This window comes from Pantoea sp. Sc1, from assembly GCF_000255315.1.
GTDB classification, from domain to species: Bacteria; Pseudomonadota; Gammaproteobacteria; order Enterobacterales; family Enterobacteriaceae; genus Pantoea; species Pantoea anthophila.
In genome coordinates, this window is record NZ_AJFP01000002.1 from 232,240 (window position 1) to 246,340 (window position 14,101).

15 protein-coding genes are annotated in these 14,101 nt (G+C 55.8%); all 15 read left to right on the plus strand.

Annotation, left to right across the window (positions count from 1 at the left end; genetic code table 11):
* The first annotated feature begins 100 nt into the window (after nucleotides 1-100).
* On the plus strand, nucleotides 101-835 hold the full coding sequence (locus S7A_RS18925; RefSeq protein ID WP_009092935.1) for a GntR family transcriptional regulator: 735 nt from the start codon (nucleotides 101-103) through the stop codon (nucleotides 833-835).
* 260 nt (nucleotides 836-1,095) lie between these two features.
* Nucleotides 1,096-2,094 (plus strand): MsnO8 family LLM class oxidoreductase, encoded by a 999-nt coding sequence (locus tag S7A_RS18930; protein WP_009092936.1) that lies wholly within the window; start codon nucleotides 1,096-1,098, stop codon nucleotides 2,092-2,094.
* Between the two features lie 23 nt (nucleotides 2,095-2,117).
* A complete protein-coding gene (locus tag S7A_RS18935) occupies nucleotides 2,118-3,269 on the plus strand; it encodes an amidohydrolase (protein WP_009092937.1) in 1,152 nt (383 codons plus the stop codon).
* An 84-nt stretch (nucleotides 3,270-3,353) separates the two neighbouring features.
* On the plus strand, nucleotides 3,354-4,667 hold the full coding sequence (locus S7A_RS18940; RefSeq protein WP_009092939.1) for an LLM class flavin-dependent oxidoreductase: 1,314 nt from the start codon (nucleotides 3,354-3,356) through the stop codon (nucleotides 4,665-4,667).
* 11 nt (nucleotides 4,668-4,678) lie between these two features.
* On the plus strand, nucleotides 4,679-5,620 hold the full coding sequence (locus tag S7A_RS18945; protein ID WP_009092940.1) for an ABC transporter substrate-binding protein: 942 nt from the start codon (nucleotides 4,679-4,681) through the stop codon (nucleotides 5,618-5,620).
* Nucleotides 5,621-5,629: 9 nt separating this feature from the next.
* Nucleotides 5,630-6,142 carry a GNAT family N-acetyltransferase gene (locus tag S7A_RS18950; protein ID WP_009092941.1) on the plus strand — a complete coding sequence of 171 codons (513 nt, stop codon included), beginning with the start codon at nucleotides 5,630-5,632 and terminating at the stop codon, nucleotides 6,140-6,142.
* Between the two features lie 9 nt (nucleotides 6,143-6,151).
* On the plus strand, nucleotides 6,152-7,084 hold the full coding sequence (locus S7A_RS18955; protein WP_009092942.1) for an amino acid ABC transporter permease: 933 nt from the start codon (nucleotides 6,152-6,154) through the stop codon (nucleotides 7,082-7,084).
* Nucleotides 7,068-7,862, plus strand: a complete 795-nt coding sequence (locus tag S7A_RS18960) for an amino acid ABC transporter ATP-binding protein (RefSeq protein WP_009092943.1) — start codon at nucleotides 7,068-7,070, stop codon at nucleotides 7,860-7,862. The genes S7A_RS18955 and S7A_RS18960 overlap by 17 nt, the downstream gene beginning before the upstream one ends.
* Nucleotides 7,863-7,915: 53 nt before the next feature.
* Nucleotides 7,916-8,767, plus strand: a complete 852-nt coding sequence (locus tag S7A_RS18965) for an ABC transporter substrate-binding protein (protein WP_369750607.1) — start codon at nucleotides 7,916-7,918, stop codon at nucleotides 8,765-8,767.
* A gap of 156 nt (nucleotides 8,768-8,923) precedes the next feature.
* Complete coding sequence (locus S7A_RS18970; RefSeq protein ID WP_009092945.1) at nucleotides 8,924-9,484, plus strand: non-canonical purine NTP pyrophosphatase; 561 nt, start codon at nucleotides 8,924-8,926, stop codon at nucleotides 9,482-9,484.
* Nucleotides 9,481-10,275 (plus strand): SIR2 family protein, encoded by a 795-nt coding sequence (locus S7A_RS18975; RefSeq protein WP_009092947.1) that lies wholly within the window; start codon nucleotides 9,481-9,483, stop codon nucleotides 10,273-10,275. The genes S7A_RS18970 and S7A_RS18975 overlap by 4 nt, the downstream gene beginning before the upstream one ends.
* A gap of 23 nt (nucleotides 10,276-10,298) precedes the next feature.
* Nucleotides 10,299-10,715, plus strand: coding sequence for a hypothetical protein (locus S7A_RS18980; RefSeq protein WP_141629844.1), 417 nt, complete (start codon nucleotides 10,299-10,301; stop codon nucleotides 10,713-10,715).
* Nucleotides 10,716-10,832: 117 nt separating this feature from the next.
* The gene (locus S7A_RS18985; protein ID WP_009092949.1) at nucleotides 10,833-11,159 is read left to right on the plus strand and encodes a YebG family protein; all 327 of its coding nucleotides are present in this window, start codon (nucleotides 10,833-10,835) and stop codon (nucleotides 11,157-11,159) included.
* Between the two features lie 1,042 nt (nucleotides 11,160-12,201).
* Nucleotides 12,202-12,432: a phage holin family protein gene (locus tag S7A_RS21840; RefSeq protein ID WP_369750608.1), complete on the plus strand. Its 231-nt coding sequence runs from the start codon at nucleotides 12,202-12,204 to the stop codon at nucleotides 12,430-12,432.
* A gap of 28 nt (nucleotides 12,433-12,460) precedes the next feature.
* Entirely contained in the window at nucleotides 12,461-14,086 is a 1,626-nt protein-coding gene (locus tag S7A_RS18995; protein ID WP_009092951.1) for a cholesterol oxidase substrate-binding domain-containing protein, read from the plus strand.
* Nucleotides 14,087-14,101: the final 15 nt, after the last annotated feature.

Below are 14,101 nucleotides of genomic sequence, written 5' to 3' on the forward strand. Positions count from 1 at the left end.
ATTCACCTGACCGGAGTAGTACTTCTCCGGCAATGTCAGGCAGAAAGGGAGTGGCACGGATACAGGGAGTCTCTCCTTCACGCAAATGGGAAGAACGTCGATGGCTGATGGCATGACTGAAAAGCAGAAAGAGGTGGTCGATTATATCCTCACGCGGATTAAAGATGACGGCCTTCAACCCGGCGAAAAGCTGGATACGGAAATAGCTATCGCAAAGTGCCTCGGTATTACCCGCACAACGGTGCGTGAAGCGACCCGAATTCTGGTGGAGCAGCAGCGTATTTATCGGGTGAAGGGATCGGGGATATTTGTGGGTGCGACGGAGATCAGTAGCCAGGCTCACCGATATCACGTGCTTTCCCCGTTTGATTATCAGGCGCAGAGAAACGGACACAAAGGCGTCCGTAAAATTATCTCTGCCAGCATTATCCGGGTGCCGTCGGCAGAGATGGCGCAGGCGCTGCGCATTAAAACCAGCGATCCGATCTACAAAATATTACGACTGATGTGCTTCGATGAGACGCCGGTGGCGCTGGAACATATTCATCTGCCGGTGAATATGTTTAACAGCATGGAGTTCAGCAAGCTGGAAGTGTCGAAATATGCCTATATCGAGGAAGTGACCGGAAAAAAAGTGCAGCTGCGCGACCAGCATTTAACGGCCATTAACCTGACGCAGGCTGAGACGCTGGCATTACTGAAATTAGGGGCGGGGGATGCGGTTATCCAGATTAATGAGACGGTTTTTCTCGATGATGGCGTTCCCTGCGAGGTTAATGTGGCGATTATCAACACCCGCTTTTTTCCACTGAAGCAGAACTCTCAGCGCCCCTGAATAAAGCCGGTAATTCAGCGCTTCACATAAGACGATTTTGTGCAATCCTTTGCCACTCTGCACGTTTTATTCACTCTGAACCCGCCCTGATAAGGCGATAACAGGCCCGGCCTCGGGGCTTTCGTCGCTTATTTGTCTTTTATTTCGCCGCGCCCCGCCAATATGACGAATTCAATAAAGCATAAAACAATATGATGTTTTACCAATAATCGCCTGCGCAGCACACTGGTCAGCAACCGGAATCAATAAGGACCAGGTGAATGGCATATCAATTAAGTCTGTTAGACAAAGCGCCCATCCTGCAGGGCGAGACGCCTGCGGCGGCGCTTCAGCGCACGCTGCAACTGGCGCAGCGGGCAGAGGCGTGGGGCTATCACCGCTTCTGGCTGGCGGAACATCACAACACTGCACAGCTTGCCAGCCCTTCACCGGAGCTTCTGATCGCCTGGATCATTGCGCAGACCCGCCATATCCGGGTCGGATCGGGCGGCGTGATGTTGCAGCACTACAGCCCCTATAAAGTGGCCGAAAACTTTAACCTGCTCGCCTCACTGGCGCCGGGGCGCATCGATCTCGGCGTCGGGAAAGCGCTAGGCGGGTTACCGCTCTCCACCCAGGCGCTGCAGCGGGGTGTTGATGCCGCCAGCAAAGGCAGCTTTGCCGAACAGCTTCAGCTGCTGGATAGCTGGCTGAAACCAGATCAGCCGAAACCGGATGAAGAGGGGCTGGCGGCGACACCGTTGCCTGCACGTCCGGCTAGCCGTTTTCTGCTGGGGGCCAGCGAAGAGAGCGCACGGCTGGCTGCCTCGCTGGGCTGGCAGTTTGTCTTTGCGGCGCATCTGAATGGTGACCGCGCGTTGCTTGAGCATGCGCTGAGTACCTACACCCGCCTGAGTCACGGTCAGCGCGCGCTGGTTGCGGTTCAGGTGGTGGTGGCTGACTCGCCCGCCGAAGCTGACCTGCTGGTTGCCTCTCTGCGCCACTATCATGTGGCGGTGAAAGGGGGCCCGGGTGTCAACGTCGCCAGCCTGGAGCAGGCGGAGCGCTTCGTGCGTCAGGGAGGCTATCGCGACTATCAGATTGAACCTCGCACCCCGTCACTGCTGAAAGGCACGGCGGCGCAGGTGCATGCTCAGCTGGACGCCCTGCATCATCACTTTGCTATCGACGAGTTCGTCATCGATACGCCCGTTACCGATCCGGTTGCCCGCCAGCGCTCGCTGGAACTGCTGGCCACCCACCATCTGATTGCGGCCTGATCCCCAGCCAGCGGAGAGTCATCATGTACCCTGAATCACAACTGATTGAATGGCGACGCGAACTGCATACCTGGCCGGAGCTGTCCGGACAGGAGTTTGCGACGACCGCACGGCTGCGCGGCTGGCTGCAGGCCGCAGGCATCCGGCTGCGCGATTACCCGCTGGAAACCGGTGTGGTCGCTGAAATCGGCCAGGGTGAAACGGTGATTGCTCTGCGCGCCGACATTGACGCGCTGCCCATCAATGAGGCGAGCGGGGTGCGTTTTCACTCCCGTCATCCCGGCGTGATGCACGCCTGCGGTCACGACCTGCACAGCGCGGTGATGCTGGGCGCGGCCCTGCAGCTTCAGGCTCAGGCCGACACCCTGCCCGGACGGGTGCGCATCCTGTTTCAGCCCGCCGAGGAGATTGCGCGTGGTGCCCGGCAGTTCATCGGGGCGGGCGTGCTGGATGAGGTGCAGGCTATCTTCGGGATGCACAACGAACCTTCGCTGCCGCTTGGTACGTTTGCCACCCGCAGCGGCGCGTTCTACGCCAATGCCGACAAATTCATCATCCGCGTGACCGGTAAAGGTGCGCATGCCGCCTACCCGGAGCAGGGCGTCGACAGCATCGTGACGGCCAGCCAGATTATTCAGGCACTGCAGGGGCTCACCAGCCGCAGTTTTAGCGCCTTCGACAGCCTGGTGCTCAGCATCACCCGCATCGACGGCGGCAAAAGCTGGAATGTGTTGCCGGGCGGGGTGGAATTTGGCGGCACGGCACGTACGCACGACCTGCAGGTGCGCGCCGACCTGGAGCAGCGGGTGCGTACCCTGGTAGAGCAGTTTGCCGCGGCCAATGGCGCGCAGGCGACCCTGACCTGGCAGTCTGGCCCGCCGGTGCTGATCAACGATCCCCACTGGGCAGGATTCTGCAGCGATGTGGCCCGCCAGGCGGGTTACCGGGTCCAGACCGCCGAACTGCATCTGCTGGGTGAAGACTTTGCTTTTTATCTGCAACAGGTGCCCGGCGCCTTTGTCAGCATCGGCAGCGCCAGCGAGTTTGGCCTGCATCACGCCAGCTTTACTCCCGACGAGGCGCTGATTGCGCCCGCCGCTAACTACTTCGCTCAACTGGCCCGCCAGGCGCTGCAACATCTCAGTGCGCGATGTCCGGCATCCCTTCCACTCTGAATAGCATTTATCTGCTGCCGTAACCGCACGACGGTGCTGAACAGCGTCGTCAGGCACCGCGACGACTAAAAAAGAGAGAACATCATGACCACAAGACAACTTCGGCTGGGCACCATTCTGCATGGCGCCTCAGGCAACATGTCCGCCTGGCGGCATCCGGCGGCCCAGGCCGATGCCAGCATCAGCCTGGATTACGCCAAAAAAATCGCCCGTAAGGCGGAGCAGGGCAAACTCGATTTTCTGTTTGTCGCCGACGGGTTGTTTATCAATGAGAAATCGATTCCCCACTTTCTTAACCGCTTTGAGCCGCTGACGCTGCTCTCGGCGCTGGCCGGTGTCACGGAGCACCTGGGGCTGGTCGGCACCGTCTCCACCTCCTACAGCGAGCCGTTCACCGTGGCGCGTCAGTTCGCCAGCCTCGATCATCTCAGCGGCGGGCGCGCAGGCTGGAACGTGGTGACGTCACCGCTGGAAGGATCGGCAAAAAACTTCTCCCGTCAGCAGCATCCGGAACATGCGCTGCGCTACCGCATTGCCGATGAGTATCTGCAGGTGGTGAAAGGGTTGTGGGATTCGTGGGAGCAGGATGCGTTTGTGCGGGACAAGGCGAGCGGGCGGTTTTTCGATCCGGCGAAGCTGCACACCCTGGATCATCACGGTGATTTCTTCCAGGTGCAGGGGCCGCTGAATATCGGCCGCACGCCGCAGGGCCGTCCGATTATCTTCCAGGCGGGCGCATCCGCAGACGGCAAAAAGCTGGCGGCGCGTCATGCCGACGCCATCTTCACCCATCAGCCAACGCGCGAAGAGGCGCAGGCCTTCTATCAGGATGTGAAGCAGCAACTGGTGGCCAATGGCCGTCAGCCGGAAGATCTGCACATCTTTCAGGGTGTAAGCGTGATTGTGGGCGATAACGCCGATGATGTCGAACAGCAGTACCAGACCACTGCGGCGCTGGTTTCGGTGACTGATGCGCTGAACTACCTTGGACGCTTCTTTGACCATCACGACTTTTCGCAGTACCCGCTGGATCAGCCGTTTCCCGATATCGGCGACATCGGACAGAACAGCTTCCGCAGCACCACCGACGAGATCAAACGCAAAGCGAAAGAGCAGGGTCACACCCTGCGTCAGGCGGCACTGGAAGCGGCCACCCCGCGCCCCCTGTTTCACGGCACGCCTGAAGAGGTGGCGGATGGCCTGCAGCTCTGGTTTGAAACCCACGCCACTGACGGCTTCATCATCAATGGCGGCACGCCTGACACCTTTGAACGCTTTGTCGATCGGGTGGTGCCGATTCTGCAGGCACGCGGCCTGACGCGCCGTGACTATCCGGGCACCACCCTGCGCGACAGCTTCGCCCTGCAATCACCCGTTAATCAGTTCACCTCACAATAAGAGTCCGGATCATGCAAAAACCCTTACGTCTCATCGCTCTGCTTATGCTGGCCGCCAGCAGCCACGCTCTGGCAGAGGGCACCAGCGTCTCCTACAACGGCCAGCGTGTCAGCGTGGAAGCCAATAAAACGCCGATCAACACCGCGAAAAATGCGGAGGCCATCGCGCAGCTGCCCGCCGGTCACCATTTTGTGGTGCCGGGCGCGTTTACCGTGGCGGTGGCCGCGCTTAACTCTCCGCCGCTTACGGTCTTTTCTGACGACAACAAAACCCTGCTCGGCAGCGAGGTGGATATCGCCCGGCTGGTCGCCGACAGCCTGGGACTGAAGCTGAATGTCGTCCCGACCTCCTGGGAGGACTGGCCGCTCGGCGTCGCCTCGGGCAAGTATGACGCGGCGATCTCGAACATCACCGTGACGAAGCCACGTAAAGAGAAGTTCGACTTCGCGACCTATCGCAAAGACTCGCTGGGCTTTTATGTCCGGACCGGCAGCCCGATTCAGTCGCTGACCAAAGCGGAGGAGATTGCCGGACTGCGGATCATCGTGGGATCCGGCACCAATCAGGAGGCGATCCTGCTCGCGTGGGATAAAGAGAATCAGGCTAAGGGCCTGAAACCCTTTACGCCGATCTATGCCAAAGATGATGCCGCGCAGACGCTGGCGCTCCAGTCGGGTCGGGCAGACGCCTATTTCGGGCCGAATGTGATCGGGGCCTGGAAGGCGGCTCTGACCGGGAAAACCCGGCTGGTGGGGAGTGTGGATGGGGGCTGGCCAAAAGCGGCTCACATTGCGGTGACGGTGAAAAAAGGCAGCGGTCTGGCCGAACCAATTAGCACGGCGCTGAATGGCGTGATCGGCAATGGCGACTATCAGAAGGTGCTCAACCGCTGGGGCGAGGGCGTTGAGCAGATTGGTCATTCTGAAGTTAATCCCGCCGGACTGGGCGATTAAGGAGCTGAGATGAGTGAATTAACGTTTCGCGAGGTGTCGCCCGAGGCGCCGGAGCTGCAACCGATCCTGGGCGGCCTGTTCGGTGAATATGCCGCACGCTACGGCGACTATTTTGCCCGGCTTAAGGAGCAGGAGCTGACAGAGTGGTATCTGCCGCCGCAGGGGCTGTTTATTGTCTTGGAGCGCGACGGCGAGATCATCGCGATGGGCGCCTACAAACCTTATGACCTGCAGACCGCCGAGCTGAAGCGCATCTGGACCCGCAGCGATCTGCGCCGTCAGGGTCTGGCGCTGGTGGTCCTGCAGGAGCTGGAGCGTCGGGCCCTGCAGGCGGGCTACCAGCGGCTGTTTCTCACCACCGGCTTCCGTCAGCCTGAGGCCGTCCGGCTCTACACCGGCCACGGTTATCAGCCTCAGTTCGATCTCAGCGGCGATCTGGAGCGTTACGGTCAGCCGCCCCACGACGGGCGACTGCGTTTCATTAAAGTGATTGGCGTGTACAACGTCGCGGAAGCGAGTTAAGGATTGACGATGAGTAAACCTCAGCATCAACAGTTACAGGTGGTGCCGGCCCGTTATCCGGCACGCACCGCTGGCGCGATCGTTGCGCTGTTTATCCTGGCAGGCGTCGTGCAGTCGGTGGCCTTTAATCCGCGCTGGGAGTGGGGGGTGTTTGCACGCTGGTTCTTTGATCCGGTGATCCTGCACGGTCTGGGACAGACGCTGCTGCTCACCCTGCTGGGGACGATCTTCAGCCTGCTGGCTGGCGGTCTGCTGGCTCTGGCGCGCCTCTCCTCCTCCTGGCTGCTGAGCACGCTGGCATGGGGCTACATCTGGCTGTTTCGTTCACTGCCGCTGATCGTCGTGCTGATTATTCTTTATAACTTCTCCTATCTCTATGAAACGCTCTCGATAGGGATTCCGTTTACCGGCCTGTCGTGGGGCGCGTTTCAGACCATCAATGTGCTGGGACAGTTTCCGACCGCAGTCATCGGCCTGACACTGGTGCAGGCGGCCTACAGCGCGGAGATCATTCGCGGCGGCATTCTCGGTGTCGATCAGGGGCAGGTGGAGGCGGCTTCTGCGCTCGGCCTCTCTGCCACGCGCCGCACCTTCCGCATCATTCTGCCGCAGGCGCTGCGCACCATTATTCCGACCACGTTCAACGAGATCATCAGCCTGGCGAAAGGCACGGCGATGGTTTATGTGCTGGCCATGCCGGAGCTCTTTTACACCATTCAGATGATCTATAACCGCAATCAGGAGGTCATCCCGCTGCTGATGGTGGGTGCCGCGTGGTATCTGATTATCACCACCGTGCTCTCCGTCATTCAGTACAACGCAGAACGCTGGATGGCCCGCAGCGTGACGCGTGAACCGCAACCCTCTCGCTGGCGTCAATGGCGCAACCGCGTCTCGCCACTTCAACCGACCGAGGAGATCAGCCATGTCCGAAGCCATTGATTATCGTCTTTCTCACACCAGCGGGGCCATCAGCATCACCGGCGTCAGTAAACGTTTTGGCAAACATAAAGCGCTGGATAATGTCTCACTCTCCCTGCCGCCTGGCTCGGTCACGGTGATCCTCGGCCCCTCCGGCTCCGGTAAATCCACCCTGCTGCGCACCATCAATCATCTGGAGCGGGTCGATGAAGGCTTTATTCAGATTGATGGCGACTATATCGGCTATCAGCAGCGCGGCAACAAGCTCTATGAGCTGAAGGAGCAGGCGATTCTGCGGCAGCGCATAAACGTCGGCTACGTCTTCCAGAACTTTAACCTGTTCCCGCACCTGAGCGTGCTGGATAACCTGATTGAAGCACCGATTGCGCATCGCCAGCTCTCCCGGCAGGCGGCGATTCAGCGGGCCGGTGAACTGCTGGACATTGTCGGCCTGCGCCACAAAGCCGATGCCTGGCCGCGCCACCTGTCAGGCGGGCAGCAGCAGCGCATCGCTATCGCGCGGGCGCTGATGCTCAATCCCAGGGTGATGCTGTTCGATGAACCCACCTCGGCGCTGGACCCGGAACTGGTCGGCGAAGTGCTCGATGTGATCAAGAAGCTGGCGCGCTCCGGCACCACGCTGGTCATTGTGACGCACGAGATCGGGTTTGCCCGCGAAGTGGCTGACCATGTGGTCTTTATGGTGGATGGCCGTATTGTGGAGCAGGGCACGACCCAGCAGGTGCTCAGCAATCCGCGTCACGAGCGCACCCGTCGCTTCCTGGCGCGCGTCTTATGAGGCGCCTGACTCCCCTGGCGCTGGCTTTCGTGGGGCTGATCCCGGCGCTCTCCATGGCCGCCCCGGAAAAGCCCGACATCCGCCGCAACGAAACGCCCATCCATGCTCCGGCTAATCCGCTGGCGATCGCTAAAATTCCGGCGAACTATCATTTTATCGAGCCGGGCACCCTGACCGTGGCGACCTCAGCCACAAACTCGCCGCCGCTGGCGCTGCTGGCCTCTGACAACGTGACCCGCATCGGCAGCGATCCCGACATCGCCAGGCTGCTGGCTGACAGTCTGGGGTTAAAGCTGAAGCTGGTGCCGGCCTCCTGGGAGGACTGGCCGCTGGGGATCAGCGCCGGGCGCTATGATGTGGCGATGTTTAATATCGCCGTCACCGAAGAGCGTAAGAAGAAGTTCGACTTTGCCACCTATCGTGCTGACAACCACGCTTTCGCGGTGAAAAAGGAGAGTCCGATCAGACAGATTAGTGCCCCTGCTGACATTGCCGGGAAGCGCATTATCGTGTCGTCGGGCACCAATCAGGAGCGGATCCTGCTGAGCTGGGATGCGCAGAACCGGGCGAAAGGCCTGCCTGCCGTGACGCCAATCTATCTGACCGATGATGCCTCTGCGACGCTGACGCTGCTGTCGGGACGGGCCGACGCCCTGTTTGGCCCGCACTCCATGGCCGCCTGGAAAGCCGCCTCGCGCGGCCAGACCCGACTGGTGGGCAACGGGCCGTTTCGTGCCTGGGTCGCCGTCACCACCAAAAAGGGCAATGGCCTGGCCCCCGCTCTCCAGACTGCGCTGGATGGCACCATCGCGGGCGGCCAGTATCAGCAGGTGCTGGCCCGCTGGGGTGAACAGGATGAGGCCGTCGACCACTCCCTGATAAACCCGCCGGGTATCGTTTACTGACACCGCCAGACCGGTTGCACTGCGCTAACCGGTCTGGTGCACGGCATGCTGATAACCCGATAATTGCACTACACTCTCCGGCGTGACTGTTTTATCCTGCCCCCTCAAACTCATAAAAAATTCTGTTGTGTGGCGGAGTTTCAGCCCTGGAAGCCCATGAAAATCAGATTCCTTTCTGCCAATGAGCAAAAGCTGGCGGAGGTGCGCAAGATACTCGAACCTGTCGGGGTCGAAGTGCTGCCTATCGCCCGTCGCATCGAAGAAATACAGACAGAAAACGAGCTTGACCTGGTGCGTGACAAGCTGACCAAAGCTTTCGCGCTGATCGGGCGGCCGCTGTTTGTTGAGCACACCGGCCTCTATCTGGATGGCCTGAATGGGTTACCCGCGGGTCTGACCCGCATCTTCTGGAATCGCCTCGACGCTGAGCGCTTTACGGCGCTGGTGCAGGGACTCGACAGCCAGGCCGTCACGGCCAAAACGGTGCTGGGTTACTGTGACGGCCGCAAGATGTATCAGTTTTCAGGCGAGCTGCGCGGCACCATCGCGGCAAAACCCGCCGGCACGCGCGGCTTTCAGTGGGACTGCGTCTTTATTCCGGAAGGCTATGAGCAGACCTTTGCGGAAATGGGTGAACTCAAGAATGAGATCTCCATGCGGCGTATCGCGCTGGATCGCTTCGCCACCTTTTTGAAAACCGCCCGGGGAGTGGCATGAAACCTGAACTCAAACGCGCCTATGATTCCGGCAAACTGATCCTGTTTGCCGGTGCCGGTATCTCACGCAATTTCGGCCTGCCGGAGTGGCATGAGCTGATTGCTCACCTCGCGCATGAACTGGGCTACGATCCAAAAATCTTTAATACTTACGGCACGCACCTGTCGCTGGCGGAGTATTACAAACAGAAAAAAGGCTCGCTGGGCCCGCTGCGCAGCTGGATGGATCGCGAGTGGCACCGGCCCGATATTGATGTCCGCTCTTCTGAAATTCACACCATGATTACGCAGGGTAATTTCTCGCGTATCTACACCACTAACTACGATCGCTGGCTGGAGGCGGCGCACGATGCGCACGGGGTTCCCTATTATAAAGTGGCGAATGCCGCCGATCTGGTGTCGCTGACCGAAGAGAAGCGACATATCATCAAACTTCACGGCGATTTCGACGACGATACCTCTATTGTGCTGGATGAAAGCAGCTATTTTGAGCGTCTCTATTTCGACTCGCCGCTCGACATCAAACTCACCCACGACGTGATGGGCAATTCGGTGCTGTTTGTCGGCTACAGCATCAGTGACTTCAACATTCGCCTGCTCTTTTACCGCCTGACGAAAATGTGGGGCCGCACCGGGCTGGCAACGGCCCGGCCAAAATCGTACCTGTTTACCAACCGCAACAACCCGGTGGCAAAAGAGGTGCTGGGGCAGTGGGGGATCGAAGTGATCGTCTCAGAAGAGGATGATCCGCGTAAAGCGCTGGCACAGTTCCTGGAAGAGTTGCTGGTGTAATGCCCGTATCGCCTGCTCAGAGAGTGGCTGCTTACAATCAATCAATGCGTGGCGTTATGATCAGAAGTGTTGTGAAGGGTACAGTGATCGGTTTTACGGGGCTTGTTCTGCTGGCCCTGACAGGGACAGGAGCGCTGATCTATCTGAAAACGGGTGACCAGTACTACAGTGAGGAAAACCTTGCGGCGTGCAAACATTACACGGTTGAGCAGGCAAAACAGACCGTGCTGAGTGCCTGGCTGAGACAGCCCAACGACTGGCAAAACTGGCATGAAGCAGCCGAAGTCGCCCGCCAGCAGGGCATACGGTTCATTGACGCAGAGATAAGCGGCCCGGCTGAGCAATGGCTGGTCCCTTTTTATGCAGAACGCGTTACGGACAGAAAGCAGTACGGCATGCTGGATTGCGGCAAACTCAGCGTTGAGTTCGCGTCAGATTAGCAAACCCTGCGCAATAACAAGGTCTGACTGCCTGTTCCCGTTAAACTCCATTCTCTGCTGGCAAAGCGAACTGAGCATGATATACTGTATGTATACACAGTACCTGAGGGCGAAAAGATGGCTGTTGAAACAAAATTTGTAGTAGTCAGAAAGGGTGAAGAGAAGATGACGTTTGCCAATAAGAAAGAGGCCGATGCCTACGACAAAATGCTCGATATGGCCGAAGCCTTCACCGACTGGCTTTTACAGCATCAGCCCGCGATGGACGAAGCACAGGCGGAAACGCTGGGCCTGCTGATTGCTGAGCAGAAAGAGTCGGTACAGCATATCCTTCGCACCAGCAAACTGCCGGAGGCGACGACCCACGCTTCCCGCTCAGACGATGCTGACAGCCAGGCTGATGAGCCTGCGGCGAAGAAAGTGCGCGCAGTAAAAGCGGCCTAATCTTCACTACAACGCCGGAAGCGAACCTTCCGGCGTTGCTGTTTCTGACTTAAGATTCTCTTCCCGTCTCATCCGTATTAGCTCATTAAATGAGCCCCATCGTTCATCGTTATTCCTGAGCACCCTGATTCTGACAGAACAGGCGGGGGGTAATGCACATTAAAATTCTTTTCTGAAAAATATAAGCTCATCAAAATTCTTTGCCCGCACTCTCCCTCTGCCATTCTGTGCGACCCATCAGTGATGACAGTAGTGCTCAGACAGGGTCAGCATGCCTGTTCCGCCTCTATCAATCTCTCCTGGCAGTAAATAAGGCATCCTGAAACAGAGTAAATCCTGCTTAAGTCCGGAAAGAAAATGTGAAAACCCTTCCGGAACCTCCCCAATCATTGAACAGGAAAGTGCTACTGAATGTTTTAATTCTTTTATGAACCTGTACGTTAAAAACGCGCTTTCCAAAAAAATTATTATATTGGACTTTTTTTAATTAACATCTACCGCCTGTCATGTATAGAAATCATAAAAACGGAGAGGAGGTTCGATTTTGATTATACTTGTGAATAAAAAAACCAGAAGCCTGTTTTGTAAAGGAAAGGTAATTTCCCTCAGCAGGAACGAATTCACACTTTTTATTTTTATGATCAAAAGCAGGAAAGCAAGGGAGATTGATGTTGCCGATTTAATTTTACAGGTATGGGAAGCAAGATATAAATCCATCTCTGCTAATAATATCTCTCAGCTTTTCTATCTGTTGAGAAAAAAAGTTCAGATAATAGACCCCCTTTTGAATCTGACTTACTCAAAAAGCAAAGGCGTTCAGTTTTTTATACCCAAAAGCCTCGTTTTTATCATCTGTAATGAAAAGCTCTACTTCTTTTTACAAAAGAAAATGACCTGGTTCAGGAAATTTACACGCCGCACTCTGTTTTTTATTTGAGCATTGCGCTGATCTTCATTATCACTATATCCACTCCAGTTACGACAGGAGGCGTTAACATGTCAGGGGAGATATATGAGAAATGAACCTGAAACAATCTGGCTGATGATCTTCTTGCTGATATCCTTTTTCGGGGGCGTAACAAGATATCTGTTAAGTGCTTACGCAGGAAGAGCAGCGCCAACGATACAAACACTTTTATCTGCGCTGACCATCTCAATTTTCTGGGGACTTCTTGGAGGTATTATATGTGTTAATTATGGATTAAGTCTGTATGAAGCCATTGTTATAAGTGGGTCTGTCTCATTTTTCTGTGGTGGATGTGTTTACCGTTAAATCTGAAGAGGTTAAATAAGGACATTCTATGAGCAACCAGATTACAACTGCATTCCCGTTAAAAACGTTCCGCACTGATTTTTTAAACTGGTCAAAAGAGACATCCGGGAAAAATATTCTCTCATGTTCACCTAAGACCAGTGCTGAATTACTCGATGTCATTAACTGGGCTGTTGATAATAAATTCAAAGTTCGCCCGGTAGGTATTCAGCATAACTGGTCAAGATTGACTATTGATAATAATGCTGACAACAGTGATGTTGTCCTGGTTGACATGACGAAACATCTTAATGCTGCAACGATAGTTAAACATGGTGATTACGGCTATATCACGGCTCAGACCGGCATTCAGATGGAAGCTCTTGTTACTCTGCTTGAGAAAAAGAAACTAGGCTTTTACAGCATGCCTGCACCGGGCGATCTGACGCTTGGCGGTGTTCTCGCAATAGGAGGACATGGGACCGGCATCGCCTCTGTCAATGAAGAACGCCCCGCAGGGGGGAGTTGGGGAACCGTCAGCAATAACATTGTCGAACTCAAAGCCATTGTGTGGGATGACAAGCTTAAGCAGTACGTGTTGAAAACGTTCGAAAGAACCAACCCGGAGATATCAGCCTTTATGGTGCATGTCGGGAGAGCATTTATTTATGAAGTTAAACTTCAGGTGCCGCGCAACAAGCGTTTACGCTGCCAAAGTTTTGTCAATGTTCCCGCCGTCGAATTATTTGGTCAGGAGGGTGAAGGTATCAGAACCTATACCTCCTATCTGGATAAATGCGGGCGTGCTGAGATCATCTGGTTTCCGTTTACTACCACACCATGGTTAAAAATCTGGACAGAGTCTCCAGCCTACAACAGGATATCTAAACCCGTCCATTCTCCCTTTAACTATCCTTTTTCGGATAATATTCCTGTTCAGGTTTCCGATTTGGTCAGGAAGATTCACAATGGCTTTCCGGAACTCACACCTTCATTAGGAAACCTGATGTTCAATCTGGTCAATATCGGACTTGGTGCGACAATCAGTAGCGACCTGTGGGGGTGGAGCAAAGATGTCTTGATGTATATCAAGCCAGACACGCTTCGGGTGACGGCTAACGGCTATGTCATCATCACCCGCAGAGAGAACATTCAAAAGGTACTCAGTGAATTTAAGGCGAAATATGAGAGCATGGTGGATATCTACAAAAAATCTAACGCTTATCCCATGAATGGTCCGATTGAAATTCGTGTGACCGGTTTAGATAATCCAGCTGATACCGATATTGCTGGTGCTGTTCCTCCTGCACTCTCCGCAGCCCGGCCTGTTGATGCTCACCCTGAATGGGATGTTGCAATCTGGCTGGATAATCTGACGATGCCTGGTACTCCTGACTCACTGAAGTTTTTCAGAGAGTTGGAAGAGTGGGTGTTCAATCACTATTCTGGCGATTATGCAACGGTACGCGTTGAGTGGAGCAAAGGCTGGGGATATTCAGAAAAAGATGCCTGGGATAATGAGACGGTTATCGACACCCTTATTCCTGATAGCTTAACTCAGGGTATCACCGATGGGTATGACTGGCGTTTTGCAAAAGCGACGCTCGATAAGTATGACCCTCACTACCTCTACTCTTCACCTTTAACCATGAGGCTTTTTAAAGCGACCCTGTAGTCATCATTCGGTCGC

Excerpts from the sequence above, each read along its gene's own strand:
- S7A_RS18995 (WP_009092951.1), top strand. The coding sequence starts at position 12,461 with ATGAGCAACCAGATTACAACTGCATTCCCGTTAAAAACGTTCCGCACT.
- S7A_RS18960 (WP_009092943.1), top strand. The coding sequence starts at position 7,068 with ATGTCCGAAGCCATTGATTATCGTCTTTCTCACACCAGCGGGGCCATC.
- S7A_RS18935 (WP_009092937.1), top strand. The coding sequence starts at position 2,118 with ATGTACCCTGAATCACAACTGATTGAATGGCGACGCGAACTGCATACC.
- S7A_RS18975 (WP_009092947.1), top strand. The coding sequence starts at position 9,481 with ATGAAACCTGAACTCAAACGCGCCTATGATTCCGGCAAACTGATCCTG.
- S7A_RS18950 (WP_009092941.1), top strand. The coding sequence starts at position 5,630 with ATGAGTGAATTAACGTTTCGCGAGGTGTCGCCCGAGGCGCCGGAGCTG.
- S7A_RS18930 (WP_009092936.1), top strand. The coding sequence starts at position 1,096 with ATGGCATATCAATTAAGTCTGTTAGACAAAGCGCCCATCCTGCAGGGC.
- S7A_RS18965 (WP_369750607.1), top strand. The coding sequence starts at position 7,916 with ATGGCCGCCCCGGAAAAGCCCGACATCCGCCGCAACGAAACGCCCATC.
- S7A_RS18945 (WP_009092940.1), top strand. The coding sequence starts at position 4,679 with ATGCAAAAACCCTTACGTCTCATCGCTCTGCTTATGCTGGCCGCCAGC.
- S7A_RS21840 (WP_369750608.1), top strand. The coding sequence starts at position 12,202 with ATGATCTTCTTGCTGATATCCTTTTTCGGGGGCGTAACAAGATATCTG.
- S7A_RS18940 (WP_009092939.1), top strand. The coding sequence starts at position 3,354 with ATGACCACAAGACAACTTCGGCTGGGCACCATTCTGCATGGCGCCTCA.
- S7A_RS18925 (WP_009092935.1), top strand. The coding sequence starts at position 101 with ATGGCTGATGGCATGACTGAAAAGCAGAAAGAGGTGGTCGATTATATC.
- S7A_RS18985 (WP_009092949.1), top strand. The coding sequence starts at position 10,833 with ATGGCTGTTGAAACAAAATTTGTAGTAGTCAGAAAGGGTGAAGAGAAG.
- S7A_RS18970 (WP_009092945.1), top strand. The coding sequence starts at position 8,924 with ATGAAAATCAGATTCCTTTCTGCCAATGAGCAAAAGCTGGCGGAGGTG.
- S7A_RS18955 (WP_009092942.1), top strand. The coding sequence starts at position 6,152 with ATGAGTAAACCTCAGCATCAACAGTTACAGGTGGTGCCGGCCCGTTAT.